This is a genomic window from Achromobacter sp. Marseille-Q0513 (assembly GCF_018195695.1).
Classification (GTDB): Bacteria; Pseudomonadota; Gammaproteobacteria; order Burkholderiales; family Burkholderiaceae_B; genus Achromobacter.
The window spans coordinates 1-17,887 of sequence record NZ_JAGTJY010000122.1 but is presented as its reverse complement, the minus strand read 5'-3'; the positions used below and the strand labels follow the sequence as shown (position 1 = coordinate 17,887).

The window sequence follows — 17,887 nt, the reverse complement described above, 5'->3', positions numbered from 1 at the left end:
CTCACCCCCACGTCCTACAAAGGCACCTGGACCGACGCCAAAACCGGCAAGCAACGCCACTTCGACCTGAAACGCGTCGCCCAATACGACACCGCCCAGCTCGAACAAGACCGCAAGCAAGCCCGCGCCGCCCAAATCAACCTGGGCGACGTGGACCTGAACGCCGGCATCACCTCCGCCCGCGCGCCCTACGACACGCTGAAACTCACCGGCCACGCCAAGCCCGTCGGCAAGGAAATCGGCAACGCCACCGTCGCCTATCAGATGTGGCAGGACCCGCGCACCAAATTCCCCTATCCCCGCCTGACCCGCCATCCCGACCCGCAGGTCATGCAACGCATCAACTACCTGCTGGAGCAGCGCCATTGGCAAAAGAGCCTGGGCGCGCTGGACTGCAAGGCGACCGCGTACACCAGCGCCAATCCCATGGCGGGCACGCTGGGCGGGTTTGATGAAGAGGATGTGAAAGTGACCTGGCTGTCGCGCGCGCTGATGACCGTGACGGAATCGGGCAGCCTGGATTGCGGCGGCGCGCATCCGTACAACCATTTCGATGTCTATACCTTCGACCTGCTGCGCGGCGAGTATCTGGACTGGAACCGGGTGTTTGACGCCTATGTTCCCGGCAAGCGCACGTTCGGCGGCGAGAAGAGCGCGGCGCTGCTGACGCTGGTAAAGCAGGCGGTGGACCAGGGGCCGGACGCCAGCAAGGCCGACCAGCATCCGAACCAGGAGGATTGCGCGGACCTGTGGCCGGACTATCTGGCGCTGGGCGCGCAGGCGCCGGGCGCCTTGAGCCTGTCGGTGTCGGGCGTGGGGCATGCCTCGGGCGCCTGCCTGGGCACGCATGCCCAGGTGCCGTTCAAGGCGCTGACGCCGTATCTGAAACCGGGCGGCGAGGCGTATCTGGTGCGGGACTGACTCGGACGGCGCTGACGGGCGTATAGTCGTGCGATCAATAAAAGCCAGATGCATGGCGCGCCGCTGAAAAACATGATTCGGGGAAATCGATGCGCACCGTCAGAGCAATCCTGTCCATCCTGATTCTTGCCGTGAGTTCGGTATCGCCAGCCCATTCGGAAGGGATTTGGCATACCGACTCGGCCGGCTGTCGCGTGATCAAGCGGGCGACCCAGCTCAGTCCAGGCTATTCATATGGATGGAGCGGCGCGTGCAATAACGGGTATGGCGAAGGCGCCGGGACCCTCACGAAGTACTTGAATGGAAACGTGATGTCCACGGCGACAGGCGTGCTCGTGCATGGGGCCTGGCAAGGGAAGGTCGTGTCCAAGGAGCGCCAAGGGAAGGCCCAGGAGTACTTTTATGTCGATGGTGAACTCAGCAACAAGGCGGCTTCCGCAGGCGCCTCGCCGGAAAGCAAGGTAGCAGGCAGCCCAGGCAGCGGCAGTGTTCCCCCTAAAGCTGCCGCTGCGCCCGGCAGCGCCACACGGACGGCATCAACCCCTGCCGCCGCCAGTTCGAAGGAGCGATCGACGGCCTCCGCGAACTGCCCGGTTGAAACGACGATTTCAAGCCCCTCTCACGGGGCGATCACGCTGAAGTTCGCGGCCCTGCGCGAGAAAATGCTCCCGAAAGCAGAGTTGGATGCGTACTTCCAGGATCTGGTGGCGCTCCAGCGGGAAGCCAGCACAAACGTTCAAAACAACGGGCTGCGCATGTACTCCGCCTACGGCATGACCGACACGCCGCGGCAACGCGCATTGCTCGGGTGCGAGGGGAACTCAGGTGGCGCCTGCGCCGATCTGGTCATCAACAGGGAACCGCCGAACTTCGCTGACACCATCACGCCACGGCTGAAGGTGTATCAGTGCCATCGTGACGCGGGATGGCCCTCGGCCAGCGATTCCGCATCACCGCGCGGCAAGACGCCGATAGCAACGGCCGCGGCGCCTTCCAGTGCTCGGCAGCAGGCGCCGGCACAGGAAAATGATCATGCGCCGTACATCTCGGGCAAATGCGTGCGCATCGTCCAAAGCGGCAAAGGCGTGTCGGACGCGTACAAGCGGATTCAGAACGATTGCGCGATGCCCGTGGCCGTCACGTTCTGTCTTGAAGCGCCAGGACCGATCAACCAATGCCTGAATCCCCTCAGGTATGGCCTCAGCGACGTCATACCGGCGAAAAAGTCCCAACTGACGGCGGACGCGATTCAAGGACCTTGGACCGCGTGGTTCTTTGTCTGCGATATGAGCAACCCGAAGAAACACAGATGCCTGGTTCCCAAGGATATTGCGGGAGCCGGCGCGTTCAGGGATTGAGGATGATGGCGCTACGCTATCCATCGCGTTGATCTGTGCCTCCAGCCGTCGATAAGCCGCGCGCAAGTGGTTGACCCCCTTGATCGCGATGAGCGCGTACGCATTGGCGTCGATGCCGTGCAGTAAGAACAGTTCTTCGTCATGGATCTGTACCGCGCGGGTCGACGATGACGTCCACGCCCAAGTGATGGTCACACCCGCTGAACCAAAGAAGCGCAATTGAAATCCAACTTCAGAAATCAATCATAGATAGTGTTTTATAGAACATAAAAGATCATCTATGATTGGTCATTCAGGAATTTACGCATCATTAATAGTGGTTTAAGCTAGCTAAAACTACTTTTTTGATGTCTCCTCATGCCCGCAAAGTTGCGCTCTTCCGACGCGGTCCCCACCGCCATTGCCCACCGTCTCAGCACTTGGGGCCGGAGCATACGTGCCCAACGGGTTGCCCAGCGCATCACGGCGGCTGATCTTTGCGCACGCATGAACATTTCCGAGGCCACACTGCGAAGAATCGAGCAGGGTGATCCCGGTGCAAGCGCCTCGACCTACCTGACGGCGCTATGGGTACTCGGCATGTTTGAAGCCGCGGCGCCTGCGCTTGACGCCAAGTATTGGCAAGCCGTTGATCCCCACGCTCGTGCACGCAGCTCGGCTTCAGACCATGAGTACTTCTAGCAAATACCTATATGTCTATCTGCAATTGCCCGGTTCTGATGAATGGGTGACTGTGGGAAAGTGGGCCAAGCGGGCGGAAGACAAGGCTGGCACGTTTATCTATGCCCCAAGCTATCTGGCCGCAAGGCATCCCTGGTCCATCGACCCGGAAAATCTGCCGCTGATTGCCGATACGACGTATCTCGCGTATCGCTACCATGGACTGCATGATGTATTGCGAGACGCATGCCCCGATGCCTGGGGCCGCGCCCTCATCAATCGTCGGGAAGGCCTGACTCATGAAGCGCAGGATGTCGTCTATCTCGAGAAAGCCGGCAACAGCGACAGGTGGGGCGCACTGGCAGTGGGCTCATCGAAAAAGCCTGCCATTGCAAATCTCAAGACCCCACGCCTGATTCAGCTTGACGCGCTGGTCAAAGAGCTTCAAGCCATTTCTTCTCACAAGCCGCCGATAGATGTCAGGATGCGCAAGGCGCTTACCTCATCGCCGAGCTTGGGGGGAGCCCGCCCCAAAAGCACCGTACAAGACGATCAACATGTCTTGTGGCTGGTAAAGCCCAGGCTGAACACTGACACGACCGACGTTCCATGGGTCGAATACTTCGCCATGCAATGGGGTTCTCGAGCGGGGATGAATTTTGCCGAGACCATTCTTCATGCCGAGCCGGATGCGCCCACTGTCTTGCGGATAAAGCGCTTTGATCGGGCTGGGGGACGCCGCAACATGGCAATCAGCGCCGCTTCCCTGCTGGGAACGGAGTATCCCCATGGAGATACCGAGCGCAGAAGCTACCCGCTGCTGGCTCAGGGCTTGCGCAAGATCGGCGTCCCTCTTGAAGACTTGAAAGAGCTGTTCAATCGGATGGTTTTCAATGCGATCGTCAGGAATGATGACGATCACCCCCGCAACCATGCCGCGATCTATAGCGCTGAAACGCAATGCTGGCGTCTTTCGCCTGCGTTTGATGTCGTACCGAACATGGCTGACGAAGACCATTTGCCAGTCCATCTGATGATGCAACTCTCTGCGGGCAGGTTCGACACATCCCCCGATGCCGCGCTTGCGGATGCAGTGCATTTCGGCTGGAACTCCCGCGAGGAAGCTCGCACGCACCTCGACGACTTGTTGAACCGCATCGAACGCACGTTTCCAGAAGATATCGCCGAAGCGATGCCGCAGGAATTAGCCTCCCTGCTCCGTACTCGAACGCAGGCATCGATTCGGTATTTTCGCGATCAAGCGTAGCGATATCCGCACCGCTCGACATCACGCCCCACGCCTGTCCTCCAACGCGGCGCGATCCGACAGCGGCCAATACTCTCCAACCAGCCGCTCCCTCGGAAACGAAGTGATATCAGCAGTACTCAACCCCACGCTATCCACCGAGATGATCTGCGCGGCCAACCGTCGATAACCCGCCCGAAAGTGATTGGCCCCCTTGATGGCGATAAGCTTGTACGCATTGACGTCGATGCCGTGCAAGAAGAACGGTTCCTCGTCGTAGATCTGTTCGGCGCGCGAGGCGACGATGACGTCCACGCCCTGGATGACCAAGCGGCACATCGCGCCCAGGTCGAAGCGCACGCCTTCGAACATGGAGCCGGCGCGGTTGATGAAACGGCCGTCGGTGATGGCCTTGACGTAGGCATTCACGCGCAGCGGTTCGCCCTGGAAACGCCCCTGCTTGCCGCCCAGCGAGATGCTGATGGTGGCGCCCACGCCGGCCTGACGGGCCTGATCGACGACGGCGGCGTCGTTGATGGACGCGAAACAGCAGGTGCCGGGCGCGGGCTGGGCGTCGAGGACGGCGCGCAGCAGGTGGGTGCCATCGCCGGGCGTGCCGCCGCCGGGGTTGTCGGCGTACTCGTTGACGACGACCGGGCCGTGCGCGGCGGCCAGGGCCTGCGCCACGCCCTCGGCCGGGCTGGGGAAGGACGGGCGGAAGTCCTCGCGCCGCGACCAGATCCACTGCGCGACTTCGTCAGCGCAGCGCTCGGCCAGCGCAAGGTCGCCGGCGGTGGTGCAGACCACCGCGGGGCACGGCGCGGCGATGTCCGCGTAGGGAAAGCCGTGAAACCATGAACAGTCGATGACGCCTGGCTGCTGGGCCAGTTCGGCGCAGACGGCGTTGACCTCGGCAGGGATGAAGCCTTCCTGCGTGGTGACGATGTAGGGCAGCATGGGCAGGCGGCGCATGACGGTCACGGGCCGCAGGCGGCCGGCGATGATCTCGCGCAGCAGCGCCACCGCCTCCACGCCCCGATCATGAAAATCCGTGTGCGGATACAGCTTGCATGGCAAGGTCAGTTCGCAGCTGTCGCGCATGGCTTCGGTCATGTTGCCGTGCAGGTCGTAGACGGCGGCGATGGGCGTGGCAGGCCCGACCAGTTCGCGCACCGCCACGCACAGGTCACCCTCGATGTCTTCAACGCCATCGGCCACGCCGGCGCCGTGCAGCGCCAGCAGCACGCCGTCCACCGGCAGCGCAGCGCGCAGGCCGTCGAGGATGCGGCGTTTCATCTGGGCGTAGGCCTGGGCCTCGATGGTGCCGGACGGCGTGGCCTGGCCAACGTAGGCGCAGACCAGTTCCGCGCCAGCCTGCCGCGCGCCTTCGATGAAGCCGCCGACCTGGTGGTTGGATCTGTCGAAGGCTTGCAGGATCTGGTCCTGGCCGCTGTACTGCTCGAAGGCGCGCAGCGGGGTCTGGCCGGCGAATTCGGCGGCGTAGGTATTGGTCTCGTGGATCAGGCCGGCGACGGCCAGACGCAGCGGTGTTGCGGGTGTGCTTGCCATGGTTCGGGCTCTTCAGCGATTCACTTTCTTGGGGTCGAAGCTCAGCGCGATCAGGGCGCTGACCAGCAGCGCGCCCGCAATCACGTAGATGGCCGGCGCGGTGCTGTGATAGATGTCGCGGATCCAGCCGATCAGGTAGGGGCTGACGAAGCCACCCAGGTTGGCCAGGCTGTTGATGATGCCGATGGACGCAGCCGCCGTGGCGCCGCCCAGAAAGGCAGTGGGCAGCGTCCACATGATGGGCGAGAAGCTGATGATGCCGGCGGCGGCGACGGACAGCGCGATCACGGCCAGCGTCAGGTTGGTGCCGGCGAAGACGCTGGCGACCAGGCCCACGGCGCCCAGCACCAGGATGAAGACCAGGTGCCAGCGGCGCTCGCGGCGCAGGTCCGAGCTGCGTCCGACCAGCACCATGGCCACCATGGCAACCAGGTACGGAATGGCGCTCAAGAGGCCGATGCGCACGCCGCCTTCGGCGCCGGCGTCCTTTATCAGCGTGGGCAGGTAGAAGCCCAGCGTGTACAGCGCCATCATCGCCGGGAAGGTCATGGCGATGATTTTCCAGATGCGCGCGTCGCGCAGCGCCCGCAGCAGCGGCATGTGCTCGCGGCCGGCATTGTCTTCGGCGATGTCGCGGGTGATCAGGTCGCGCTGTTGCTGCGTGAGCCAGGTGGCGTCCTGCACGCGGTTGGACAGGATGAGCAGCACGCCGATGGCCAGCGGGATGGTGGGCAGCGCTTCCAGCACGAACAGCCATTGCCAGCCCGGATGGCCGCCGACCAGATGGAAGCGTTCCATGATCCAGCCCGACAGCGGGTTGCCGATCAGCCCGGCCACGGGGATGCCGGCCTGGAAGATGGCGGTCATCTTGGCGCGGCGGCGGTTCGGAAACCAGTACGTCAGATAGAGGATCACGCCCGGATAGAAGCCGGCCTCGGCCACGCCGAGCAGGAAGCGCACGGTGTAGAACTGCCAGGGCGTGGTGACGAAGGCCATGACGCCCGACAGGATGCCCCAGGAAATCATGATGCGCGCGATCCACAGGCGCGCGCCGACGCGGTGCATGATGAGGTTGCTGGGCACCTCGAACACCATGTAGCCGATGAAGAACAGCCCGGCGCCCAGGCCGTAGGCCGCTTCGCTGAACTGCAGGTCCGCCAGCATGTTGAGCTTGGCGATGCCGATGTTGATGCGGTCCAGGTATGCGACTACGTAGCAAAGCATCAGGAAGGGAATGAACCGCAGCGCGACCTTTCTGTAGGTCGCGTTTTCAAAGGCTTGCTGGTCCGGCGTTGCGGCCCGGCCGGCGGATAGGGAAGCGCTGGCGCTCACGGGTTGTCTCCTTGGAATGTCGTTGTTGGTATGGGGGTCTGCCGGGGATCTGCCGGAGATCAGCCGGGAATCTGCTGGATATCTGCTGGATATCTGCTGGATACCGGGGATCTGCGGGATAGCGGAACGTGGCGGCTCAGGCCGCGCGGCGAGGACGCAGCGTCCTGGCGTGGTCCTGGAAGCCGCGCAGCGCGTCGCGCGGCACCAGCGATCCCCCCGTGGCCCAGATGACGTGCGTGGCCTTGGCCATGACGAGGCCCTGCGCATAGGCGCGCCCGGCGGCCGAGCCCTGCAGCCAACCCGGCCCCGAGACGGCGGCGGCGGCCGAGGGTTCGACCTCGGCGTCCAGGCTGTCCTTCAGCGCCAGCAGGTTCAGGTACAGCTCGTCGTCCGACACGGTGAAGACGCCGCCCAGCTGCGGCGTCATCAGCGACGCCACCAGCTCCGACGCCTGCCCGACCGCCAGGCCGTCGGCCTCGGTGCGGTTGTCCAGGCCCAAATCGTAGACGGATGTGAGAGCCTGCATGCCCGCGGCCAGCTGCACCAGCATGCAGGGCGAAGCCACCGGCTCGGCGAAGAAGCAATGCACGTGATCGCCGTACAGCGCCTTGAGTCCATGGGTGATGCCGCCCGGCGCGCCGCCGACGCCGCAGGGGATGTAGACGAACAGCGGATGTTCGGCGTCGACCTTGCGGCCCGCCTCGGCCAGTTGCCGCGCCAGGCCGCGCGCGGCGGCGGCGTAGCCGAAGAACAGCAGCTCGGATTGCTCGTCGTCGACGAAGTGGCTGCGCGGCGCGGCCAGCGCCTGCGCCCGTCCGGCGGCGACGGCCTGGGCGTAGTCGCCGGCGTGCTCGATGACGCGCACGCCGCGCTGGCGCAGGCGGTCTTTCTTCCATTCCTTGGCGTCGGCGGACATGTGCACCACGGCGTCAAAGCCCAGCGCGGCCGCCATGACGCCGATGCTCATGCCCAGGTTGCCGGTGCTGCCCACGGTCACGGCGTACTGGCCGAACAGCATGCGAGCCTGTGGCGTCGCCAGCAGGCGGCGGTCGGCGTCGGCGTGGGGCAGCAGGCCGTGCTCCAGCGCGATGGACTCGGCCAGGGCCAGCACTTCGTGAAAACCGCCACGGGCCTTGATGGAGCCGGCCACGGGTAGTTCGTCATCTCGTTTGAGATACCAGTTGCCGGACGCCGAAGCGCCGCCCAGTTGCTGCTGCAAGGCCTGCGCGGGCATCAGGCGGGACTCGATCTGCCCAGCCGCATTCGCCAACTCGGGAAACAGCTCGGCTAGCAGCGGCGCGCAGCGCACCAGGCGCCGCTGCGCGTCGTCGATCAGGTCCAGCGACGGCGCGTCGTCGGGCAGCGGGCCGCCCCGGGCCGGATTGAGCCACAACAGCGGCGTGCGGGATTGAAGCTGGGCTAATAACTGGGGATCGAGATTGACGGTCATCTGGCGCGGGCATGGGAAGGGACAGGCGCAGATCGTAGAAGCCGGCGGCGTGCAAGAATAGCGATGATTTCTAATTCCGCCATTAGCCTGACTTATTCCTGCTCCCTTTATGCCTGTGCATTTCGATTCCACGCTGCTGGGCGCGCTGCGCTGCTTTGACATGGCGGGCCGCCATCTCAGCTTCACCAGGGCGGCCGAGGCCATGAGCCTGACGCAAAGCGCGGTTAGCCAGCAGATCCGCCAACTGGAGGACCGGCTGGGCTATCTGCTGTTCGTGCGGCAGCAGCGCGGGCTGAAGTTCACGCCCAAGGGCGAACAGCTGCACGCCACCGTCAGCCGCGCGCTGGGCGACATCCAACAAGAGATCGAGCGGCTGGGCCTGCCCACGTCAGCCTTGCAAGTCAATTGCCTGCCCTCTTTCGCGCTGCAATGGCTGATGCCGCGCCTGACGGAATTCCATCGCCTGCAGCCGGACGTGTCGGTGCGGCTGAAAGCGGAATTCCAGCCGGTGGATCGCAAGCTGATGGACGAAGAGGACATCGACATCGCCATCCGCTACGACCCGGACGACTACGGCCACTTGCAGGCCGACGCGCTGCTGGACGAATACCTGCTGGTGGTGGCCACGCCCGAGTACCTGGCCGCGCATCCGAAGTTCCGAGCCGGCAAGTCGCTGGACGGCGTGGAGTTCCTGCACGACGCCTCGCCCTGGGTCGGCGCGGCGGAGTTCATCGAGTGGCGCACCTGGATGCAGGCGCACCAGCCGCGCTGGCTCAAGCATCTGGACGGCCCGCAGTTCAACCTGGCCAGCCTGGCCATCGGCGCGGCGCTGAATCACCAGGGCGTGGCGATCGGGCGCAGCGCGATGGTCCATGACGAGATCCGCAGCGGGCGGCTGGTCGATGTGTTTGGGAAGCACGTGGCGGCGCCGGCGCGGTACGTGCTGCTGTCGCGGCGGCCGGAGGAACGGCGCACGCGGATTTTCTCGGAATGGTTGAAGGCGGAGTGCCGGGCGTTTGATGGGCAACGGGCGGCGTTGATGGGGGGTGCGGCAGCGGGCGGGTCGGCCTAGCATCAGCGCCGCGCGGCTCTTCAGCGCCATGGGCTGGCGCGGGTTTTACTCACCTGGGACCGGCTCAAGGCAGCTCGGAATCAAGACGTGCCACGCCCGGAAATCATAGATAATCCCCAGGCCCCAACGCCGCTCGTCCAAGGACCGCCACGCCGATGAATGACGCCGCCCAAGTTTTCTCCATGAACGGCCTGCCCTGGTCTGACGCCTTGATCGCCGACGCGGCCACGCGGATCAGCCATGGCGGCAGCATCGGCTTCGGCTTTGGCGTGGACGCGCCGGCCCAGCTGGCCGACCTGGACGCGCAGGTATTCGCGCAGCGTCCCGATCTGCAACTGCGCGTCTGGCGCGTCGGCGATGACAGGCGGTTCACCGATGCAGACCTGCGCGCGCTGGCTGCCTTGTGCCATGTGCGCAAGCTGGAAATCAGCCTGGACAAGGCGCAGCCGCTCACGCCGCTTGCGTCACTGCGCACGCTGGAAAGCCTGACGCTCAAGGGCGGCAAGTCCCACGGCCTGGGCTTCCTGCCGTCGCTGGGCAATCTGCGGGCGCTGGAACTGCATGGCGCGTTCAAGAGTCTGGAGTCCCTGGCCGATTGCCATGCCCTGCAAAGCCTGTACGCCGGCAGCTCGCGGCTGGATACGGACGCCTTGCTGGCCTCGCTGCCCGATTTGCGCTCGCTGACACTGGACGGCTGCCCTGCGCCGGAGGACCTGTCCCTGCTGAACCGCCCTGCCCTGGAAAGCCTGTGCCTGAGCTCGATTCCCAAGCTCGCCGGGCTGGACGCGCTGGCGGCGTTCTCGCATCTGCAAGCCCTGGATGTGCAGGGCGCGGCGCACCTGCAGCGGCTGCCCGATATGTCCGGCATGCGCGCGCTGCGCACGCTGGCCTTGAATCGCCTGAAGACCTGGAGCAATCCAGAAGCCTTGCAAACGCTGCCGGCATTGGAGACGCTGACGCTCCAGGAAATCAACACCAAGCTCAAGGCCGAGCAGTTTGCCTTCCTGCCTGCCTTGCCGGGGTTGCTGAGCGTCGATGTTCGGTTCATCGATTCCGGCGCGCGCCGCCGGACGCAGATCGAGGCGCTGTTTGCCGCCGCGGGAAAACGGCATCTTGTCGTTCCCGAAGAAGCATCCGACGTTTCCGGAGACTAGGCCCTCTCCCGGACAAGCGGCTGGAATGAACGACCTCGAGCCGCACGCTCATTGATAGACTGATCCGAAGCGGGCCATCGGCTGTTATCTAGCCTTCGCCCGTATCGACTTCCTCCCGAGAGTCTTCCCTGTCGCGCGCGATGGCATCGAGCGAGGCTCTTTTTCCGGCAGGCGCGTCTTTCAATAGCAGCTGCTTGAGGGATTCGCTGACCTTGCCCCAACGGCGAAAGATCACCAGATTCCTGATGATCCTCTCCCGGCCTTCCTGATCTTCCGAGAGCGCGGAATACACTTCCTCGGCGCTCGGCACATCCAGGATGCCGAACAGGAGATTGATCAAGGCCTCCCTGATCTCGGAGTCCGGATCCCGAACGAATTGAAGTTGTGCGGGGATGGACAAAGGATGGAGAAAGTCGTGCGCTTGAAGCAGTCGCAACTTTACGCTCCTGTCGGGGTCTGCCGCCAACCGGCACTGCACCTCTGACGACAGTCCCGGCTGTTCCGCCAGTTCTAGACGTACCGCTGCGTCCTTGTCGTGGGCCAGAATGAACTGCGCGTCTTCGCCGAGGGCCGTGAAAAGACGGTTGTCATTTCCTTTGGCCAGCCGTTTTCGTACATTCACGGACGCATCGGTCGCCAGTATCCGCTGCGCGGACAGCTCCAATCCGCCGTAGGCGGCGAGTGCAAGCCGGACCTTTTCGTCTCGATCCTTGGCAAGCATCTCCTGTGCCTTGCGGCCGATACCTCGAAAGACGAAACTGTCGCGCTGCTCGACCAGGCGCGCCCGCACCTTCGCATCCCTGTCCTGGGCCAGCACCAGCTGCGTGCGCCGGCGCAAGCCATCGCAGGCGGCCAGAGCCAGACGGGCGGAGACATTTTCGTCCTCCGCCAGTGTCCACTCCACTTCCGCGGCCATCCAGCCATTCTTGCGTACCAGACCGCTACGCACCAAGACGGCCTTGTCCTTGAGCAGGATCTTCTGGACCTTCAAGCTGAGGTTCTCATTGGCCGCAAGGACTTCACGAACCCGAGGACTCGCATGTCCTGCGAGCGCCAGTTGCGTGCCTTCAAGCAACGAGGGATTTGCCGCAAACTCGATAAAAAATGCTTCAGAGCCATCGTTCAGCGCCGATACGGCATCTTGCAGCGATGCCGGAATCTTGGGATTTTTAGCCAGGGCAAATCTGAACTTTTCCGTCGAACCCGACGTAGGCTGCGATCTTAGAATCTGGGCCATCAGCGCTTCGCCGACATGCGGGTTGCCAGCCAGCAACACACGCACATCATCCGAGCCTTGCTTGAACAATCGGTCGTACTGCGATTCGCTCAGTTTTTCATTGCCGGCCAACGCCTCCTGGATGTCGGCGGAATCGCCGATCAGTTTTTCCGCGACCGGCATCGCCAGAGCGGAGTTGCCGGCCAGGACGCGGCGGGTTTCCTTGTCGCTGTCTTCCGCCAGCCGGGCCTGCAATGGCGCGTCCAGCATCGGATTGCCTGCCAGACGGCGACGCGTCTCGATGTCTCCCCGTTCCAGCAGCAGCTGTTGCGCCTGGATGGAAATGACGCGATTGGCGGCCAGCGCGCGCCTGACCTCCGGGGGACCGTTGCCCAGTGACTGCTGCACGTCGGCGGCCAATTCGGCGGAAGCCGCCAGGTTGACCAGGATTTCGACGTTGGCGTCCTGGGCCAGGTGCCGTTGCACGGCGGCGGGCACCGTGCGTCCCCGGCGCATCAATCGCTCGCGCACCTGGTCATTCTCGTCATGCATCAATATTTCGAGCGCGGCCTCCGTCAAGGCTCGATTGGCGGCAAGATTCCTGCGCACCTCCACGCTCGCATCGCGCGCCAACCGGATCTGCGCTTCGCTGCAAAGCTGGGCATTGTCCGCCAGCGCTGCCCTGACGTCCTCAACCTCGCTCTCGCTCAGCGCCATCTGCAACGTTACGCCCAGATGCCGGTTGCCCGCCAATTCCGTCTGCACGGATTGCGTATCCGCGGCCAGCAATTGAAGCGTGGTGCTGACCAGGCAGGGGTTGCCGGCCAGGGCCCGGCGCACCTCTTCCCTTGCATCCTCCGCCAGCATCTGTTGCGCGCCGGCGCCAAGGCTGTCGTTTCTGGCAAGCGCGCGGCGCACGTCCGGATCATCCTTGGCGAGTTCCAGCTGCACCGCATCCGGCAGGAATGCCTGATCGCCACGTCGCGCCAGGCAGATCCTGACGTCGATATTGTCGTCCTTCGCCAAGGAGAGCTGGACGGCTTCAGTCAGCGATTTCAGGTCGGCAAGCGCCTCTCGAACCAGATCATCGCCATCCCGACTCAGCAGCGCCTGAATGTCGGGATGCAGCGTTTCGTTGCCGGCAAGATCTTCACGGATTTCGGATCTCGTATCCGCGGCAAGTCGCTTCTGCACTTCCGTACTCAATGCCCGGTTGCGCGCCAGGTGGCGATGAATAGCGGGGTCCCTGTCGGCAAGCAGCCGGCCATGCAAGGCATCGTGACCGCTGCGCTCAGCCAACAAGAGCTTGTGGCCCGGCGTCAGTTTCAGGCGATCGAACTGCGCGGCCAGCAGATCATGCGGCGCATTCTGATGCACGCAGGCCTGATGTAGCAGATCGAGATCGAACCCGGCGTGATTGTCCAGGATATTGATGCGCAAGGTCAGCAGGCGCTCGGGACAATTGGGGTTCTGGTAGACCGCTTTCCGGATGTCGATTTCCGGGTCCTGAGCCAGTTTTTCCAACAGATCGTCGGGACAATCTGGATTGCGGGCCACTTCGCCGCGTCGCAGGGCGTTGGGATCGTCCACCATCTTGATCATCTGCGCGACGCTCAGGCCATCGATCTTCGAGGCTGGCTTGAGCTTGAGTTTCTCGAATAGCTCTTCGTACTTGTTCACCTGGTCCCGCAGGGTTTCCCGCAAGGGCACGGTGCGCTGGATGGAGGACTCGATGTGTTCACACGTCAGCGGCGTTCCGTTGTCCAGGAAGGCCGCTTCCCGTGCTTCGTTGATCGCGTTCTGGATATCCGCGCCCGCGTAGTCGCGGCATTGCGCAACCAGCGCGTCATGCTGTTGCTCGGTGAGCGCCAGGCCGTCCTTCTTGAGATAGATATTCAGTATCTCGCCGCGCTCGCCCGCGTTCGGAAAGCCCACGTAGAACACATCGTCGAAGCGTCCCTTGCGCAGTAGCTCGGGCGGCAATGCCGTGATGTTGTTCGCGGTTGCGATGACAAAGACCGCACCGCTCTTTTCTTGCATCCAGGTCAGGAAATAACCAAACAGCCGGGATGACACTTCGGACCCGCTGCTGCTGTTCATGCCGACGAAGGCTTTTTCCAGCTCGTCGATCCACAGGATGCAAGGGCTGACGGTTTCAGCCATGGTCAAGGCGCGGCGCATGTTGTGCTCGCTCTCGCCGACGTATTTCCCAAGCAGCGAACCGATATCCAGACGCAGTAGCGGCAGCTGGAATATTCCGGCGGCGGCCTTGGCTGTCAGGGATTTTCCGCACCCGGGCATCCCGGCGATCAATACGCCCTTTGGCGACGGAATACCCGCGACGGCCGCCTTGTCCAGGCGGCGAAAGATCTCCGCCCGCCGGTTGAGCCAGGACTTCAGGTTCTCCAGGCCGCCAATGTCACTGGCGCTCTCGGAGACCTTGACCATTTCCAGGACGCCACTCTTGGCGATGATCTGTTCCTTTTCCCGTTGAATCAGCGCCAGCGCGGACTCATCGACCTGTTCGCATTGTTGTCGCAGCATCGCCAGGGCGGATCGGATCTCTTCGTGGCTCAGGCCGCTGCAGGCCGCGATCAGGCGCTGCCGCAACGCGTCGGGGACACGCAGCTCAAGTCCCTGGCTGACCTCATCGATCTGCGCCGCGATTTCGTCGCCCCGGGGGAGCATCAAGGGCAACAAGGTAATCTGCGCCTCGATCGACGCGGGAATATGCAGCGTTTCCGACACCAGGACGACCGCCGCTTTCGCGCGATGGTGGCGTTGGATGCGATTGAGCAGCTGCTTCAGGCGCGCCGTGGCCAGCGGCTGGTTCTCCAGCGCGGCGCGCGCATCCTTGATGACGATGAGCTTTCCGTCCAGGTCATCATCCAGCAGCGCCGGAAGACTCTGAGCCAACTCGATGCTGCGCTCCTGGCCGTCGCGGGGCTGCTTGTTGAAGAAATCAACCCAGCCGTAGCCCAGGTTCCATTCCTTGGGACTGAGCAGCAAAGCGTCGGCAACCTCGGCCACCATGGCGTCGACCCGGCTTTCTTCCCCCGACTGGATGAACAATCCCGGATAGCCGGCGATCAGGTGCCGCGTTATCTTTTCCTTGAGTTCGAGCAGGTCCATGATCTTTACCAGAGCGAGGTAATGGCCGAACCGATGGACTGCAGGGCGCGTCCCGCCGACTCCATGACGCGCCCGGCGCCTTGGGCGGCCTTGGACAGCAGACTGATGGCCGTCTTGGAAATCGCCTTGCCGGCGGAGTAGACCTTCTCGCCGATATGTCCGCCTGCGATCCCGCCCGCCACGCCGCCGACGAAACCGCCGACCACGGTGCCGACAGGGCCAAGCACCGTGCCCAGCGCGGCGCCCAGGGCAGCCCCCTTGGTCGCTCCCATGATGGCGACAGTGGCCGTAACGGTCGTGTTGCCGATCTCGTCCAGGGCGTCGGCCTGGGTGAGTTCTCCCTTGCCCAGTTTGTAGAGCACCTTGGCATTCTGCAATCCGACGCAGGCGATGTTGGCAATCAGGCCGGCCGGCGTATTGCGCAACGCGGCGCCGAGCCAACCATTCTTCACCGCCACGACTAGGGCACCGGACACCGATACTTGCGCCGCGACGTTGCCAGCCGCGCGCAGGGAGCTTTCAAAGAACTCCTTCAAATCGTCGTCGGCACTGGGATTTTCACGGCCATTCAGGCTGTTCCATGCGCGCCGCCCCAGAATGCGCGCGCCTTGCATGCCAGCCGCGATGCAGGCGCCCAGCAGCGCCTGCTTGCCGATCTGCTTGGCCACTTCGATGCGATTGGCATCTTTCCATTCATACTGGCGCGATTCCGCCTTGGCCTGCGCTTCTTCCTGGAGCCGCTTGGCTTCTTCCTTGGACAAGGGCCGGGATTGCACGCCATCGGCCTCGATGCGCTCGGTGCTGTTGGGCACGTCGGCGCCATGGCCTTCCGGGACAAGGCGCTCCTGCTCCTGATAATCGCCCCGGTCGAACAGGCTGTCCGTCTGGTTGGCGTCTGAACCGTACTTGGACTGGTACTTGTTGACGACATTTCCCTGGGCATCGACGATCTCGATATCCACGGAATTCGGTTCGCGCGAGTTGACCATCCGCGCCCTGAAGTCGCTGCCCTTCGCGGCGGCGTCAATGTTGAATGTATCGACGTGATGCTGTTCGGCGATGAAACCATCCAGGTTCTGATTCTGGTTGATCGCGCCAGTCTGCGTCATGATGATGCGACGCGCGTTGTAGTTGGCCTCGCTCAGCGCCTGGTCGATGCCGCTAGCGTACTGCCCCACATTCACCGATCCCGCCAGGCCCGCATTTTTCTCGATTTCACCGGCCAGCCAGGCAGCCTTGCTTTGCCCTCTGTCCAGATGCAACTGCAGCGATTCGCGCGAACGATTGAATGCGCCAGTCGACGCCATGATCTCGCGCGAGCATTGCAGCAGTTCCTCTTCACTGCTCCACAGGGTCGGATACTTGCGAAACTCATCGCTCAACCACTGCTCGAGAGGTTTTTCGCCACGCGCGTTGCAGGAAGCCACGAACGAACTGACGAGGGCCGTGGTTTTCTTGGCGGCCTCCTTGTCTTCAAACAACACGCTTTCCGCCTGTGCAATCTGATCATGCTCGAGCGCCTGCTCGCCAACACCCTCGTCATTGCGAGGCTTTTCCACAGCTTGATTCATGAATGTGATCCTATTCAGACAATGTTGACTGCAAATACTGGTTCAGTTCGTCACGGAGCTGCTGTTGCAACCATGAAGGCTCGACCACACGCACATGGGGAATCCAATAGCGCAGAATCGGCAGCAGCTGATTGGGATGATTGACACGGCAGCGAAGCAGCAAGCTGCCGTCGATCCGATCTTCGATCAGTTCCTGGTGTGGCAGGACATGCCGCCGTTTGAAGTAATAGGCGCCGCCGCGGCCGACCGCGACCGTGACGGCCAATCGCGATTGCCCAAACCAGACATCCTCGTCCTCTTCGACCTGGGCATGAATATCGGCATCGGGGACGAACGTCTCGTCCAATACCTGCAGATCCGCCATCCGGCTCAGGGCAAAACTCTTGACCCGGCCATCGTCAACGGCAGCCAGATACCAGATTCCCTTGTTGTGAATCAGTCGGTACGGTTCAAGCAGCCGCCTGCGCCCGGAATAGACCACGGTGCAGCGCCGACGATTCTCGACGGCACGTTTCAATTCACGGAAATCCCGGCTGCCGGGCCGGTCCGCTTCCACATGCGAGTCCCGTACCAGCAGCCCGGTCTTGCCAGACCGAAGCAACTCCAGCCAGGACCAGTCTGGTCCGGCCGGGAACATTCTCTCGATACCGCTTATCTGTGCGAAGGCATGTAAATCCCCGGGCGACAAGCGATTGCGGTATGCCTCGGCGAGCCGGTAGCGGCCATCTGCCTGGGGAAGCACCATGTCACCCAGGCGATTCAGGTCCCGATATATCGTCCGCTCACTGACACCGAAGCGCCCGGCTAGTTCGTGGCGGTCCAGCGGTTCGCCCAAATGCAGAAGGCGGAGAATTTCCGCCAGGCGCAGGGCCAATGTGTCGTGCGCGTTGACAGCCATGGAAAACAACTCTGATGAACGTTGGCCGCGACTCTACCGTTGATCGCTGACAGGGTGTGTCAGCGCTTCCGGAAATTTCCTTGAACGGGGCGAGCCGGGAACGATAATGCCCCGGAGGCAGCGACATTAATCTCATACAGAAGCCATATTTAATGGTGTTTATTTGCGCTTATCCAACAGCAATACAAGGCAAGGATCGATTTTGCACGCTTTTATTATTTATTTTGTATGGAAAAAATCGGCGCGAGACTGCCCCTACACTAGACGGCGCCGATAACCGCTCCCCCCCACGCATCGACGCCCTACGT

The 17,887-nt window shown here is 63.0% G+C and carries 12 protein-coding genes and 1 pseudogene; 6 read left to right on the top strand and 7 right to left on the bottom strand.

Going from position 1 to position 17,887, the window contains the following annotated elements; all coding sequences use genetic code 11:
- On the top strand, positions 1-921 hold a 921-nt coding region (locus KDH83_RS21200; RefSeq protein WP_212319523.1), incomplete at its 5' end, for a hypothetical protein.
- Between the two features lie 89 nt (positions 922-1,010).
- A complete protein-coding gene (locus KDH83_RS32655; RefSeq protein ID WP_249205256.1) occupies positions 1,011-2,279 on the top strand; it encodes a hypothetical protein in 1,269 nt (422 codons plus the stop codon).
- Between the two features lie 39 nt (positions 2,280-2,318).
- Here the strand turns inward: KDH83_RS32655 and KDH83_RS32650 are convergent.
- A pseudogene (locus tag KDH83_RS32650) lies at positions 2,319-2,474 on the bottom strand (MlrC C-terminal domain-containing protein); the annotation flags it as partial.
- A 162-nt stretch (positions 2,475-2,636) separates the two neighbouring features.
- Here KDH83_RS32650 and KDH83_RS32980 point away from each other — a divergent pair.
- Both KDH83_RS32980 and KDH83_RS21185 read left to right on the top strand, forming a co-directional pair.
- The gene (locus KDH83_RS32980) at positions 2,637-2,960 is read left to right on the top strand and encodes a helix-turn-helix transcriptional regulator (protein WP_212319519.1); all 324 of its coding nucleotides are present in this window, start codon (positions 2,637-2,639) and stop codon (positions 2,958-2,960) included.
- Entirely contained in the window at positions 2,947-4,206 is a 1,260-nt protein-coding gene (locus KDH83_RS21185; protein WP_212319517.1) for a type II toxin-antitoxin system HipA family toxin, read from the top strand. Before KDH83_RS32980 ends, KDH83_RS21185 begins: the two co-directional genes overlap by 14 nt.
- Before the next feature lie 21 nt (positions 4,207-4,227).
- Here the strand turns inward: KDH83_RS21185 and KDH83_RS21180 are convergent, their stop codons facing one another.
- The 3 genes from KDH83_RS21180 to KDH83_RS21170 form a co-directional block, all read right to left on the bottom strand.
- Positions 4,228-5,754 (bottom strand): M81 family metallopeptidase, encoded by a 1,527-nt coding sequence (locus tag KDH83_RS21180; RefSeq protein WP_212319515.1) that lies wholly within the window; start codon positions 5,752-5,754, stop codon positions 4,228-4,230.
- Positions 5,755-5,766: 12 nt separating this feature from the next.
- Positions 5,767-7,086: an MFS transporter gene (locus KDH83_RS21175; protein ID WP_212319513.1), complete on the bottom strand. Its 1,320-nt coding sequence runs from the start codon at positions 7,084-7,086 to the stop codon at positions 5,767-5,769.
- 136 nt (positions 7,087-7,222) lie between these two features.
- Positions 7,223-8,536 carry a D-serine ammonia-lyase gene (locus KDH83_RS21170; protein WP_212319511.1) on the bottom strand — a complete coding sequence of 438 codons (1,314 nt, stop codon included), beginning with the start codon at positions 8,534-8,536 and terminating at the stop codon, positions 7,223-7,225.
- 109 nt (positions 8,537-8,645) lie between these two features.
- Here KDH83_RS21170 and KDH83_RS21165 point away from each other — a divergent pair, with 109 nt between their 5' ends.
- Together KDH83_RS21165 and KDH83_RS21160 are read left to right on the top strand one after the other, a co-directional pair.
- A complete protein-coding gene (locus tag KDH83_RS21165; protein ID WP_212319509.1) occupies positions 8,646-9,608 on the top strand; it encodes a LysR substrate-binding domain-containing protein in 963 nt (320 codons plus the stop codon).
- A gap of 155 nt (positions 9,609-9,763) precedes the next feature.
- Positions 9,764-10,762, top strand: a complete 999-nt coding sequence (locus tag KDH83_RS21160; RefSeq protein ID WP_212319507.1) for a hypothetical protein — start codon at positions 9,764-9,766, stop codon at positions 10,760-10,762.
- Positions 10,763-10,850: 88 nt separating this feature from the next.
- Here the strand turns inward: KDH83_RS21160 and KDH83_RS21155 are convergent, their stop codons facing one another.
- The 3 genes from KDH83_RS21155 to KDH83_RS21145 are packed head-to-tail and all read right to left on the bottom strand — an operon-like array spanning position 10,851 to position 17,579.
- Entirely contained in the window at positions 10,851-15,110 is a 4,260-nt protein-coding gene (locus tag KDH83_RS21155) for an AAA family ATPase (protein WP_212319505.1), read from the bottom strand.
- Between the two features lie 5 nt (positions 15,111-15,115).
- Positions 15,116-16,681 carry a hypothetical protein gene (locus KDH83_RS21150; RefSeq protein ID WP_212319502.1) on the bottom strand — a complete coding sequence of 522 codons (1,566 nt, stop codon included), beginning with the start codon at positions 16,679-16,681 and terminating at the stop codon, positions 15,116-15,118.
- A gap of 10 nt (positions 16,682-16,691) precedes the next feature.
- Positions 16,692-17,579 carry a WYL domain-containing protein gene (locus tag KDH83_RS21145; RefSeq protein WP_212319500.1) on the bottom strand — a complete coding sequence of 296 codons (888 nt, stop codon included), beginning with the start codon at positions 17,577-17,579 and terminating at the stop codon, positions 16,692-16,694.
- Positions 17,580-17,887: the final 308 nt, after the last annotated feature.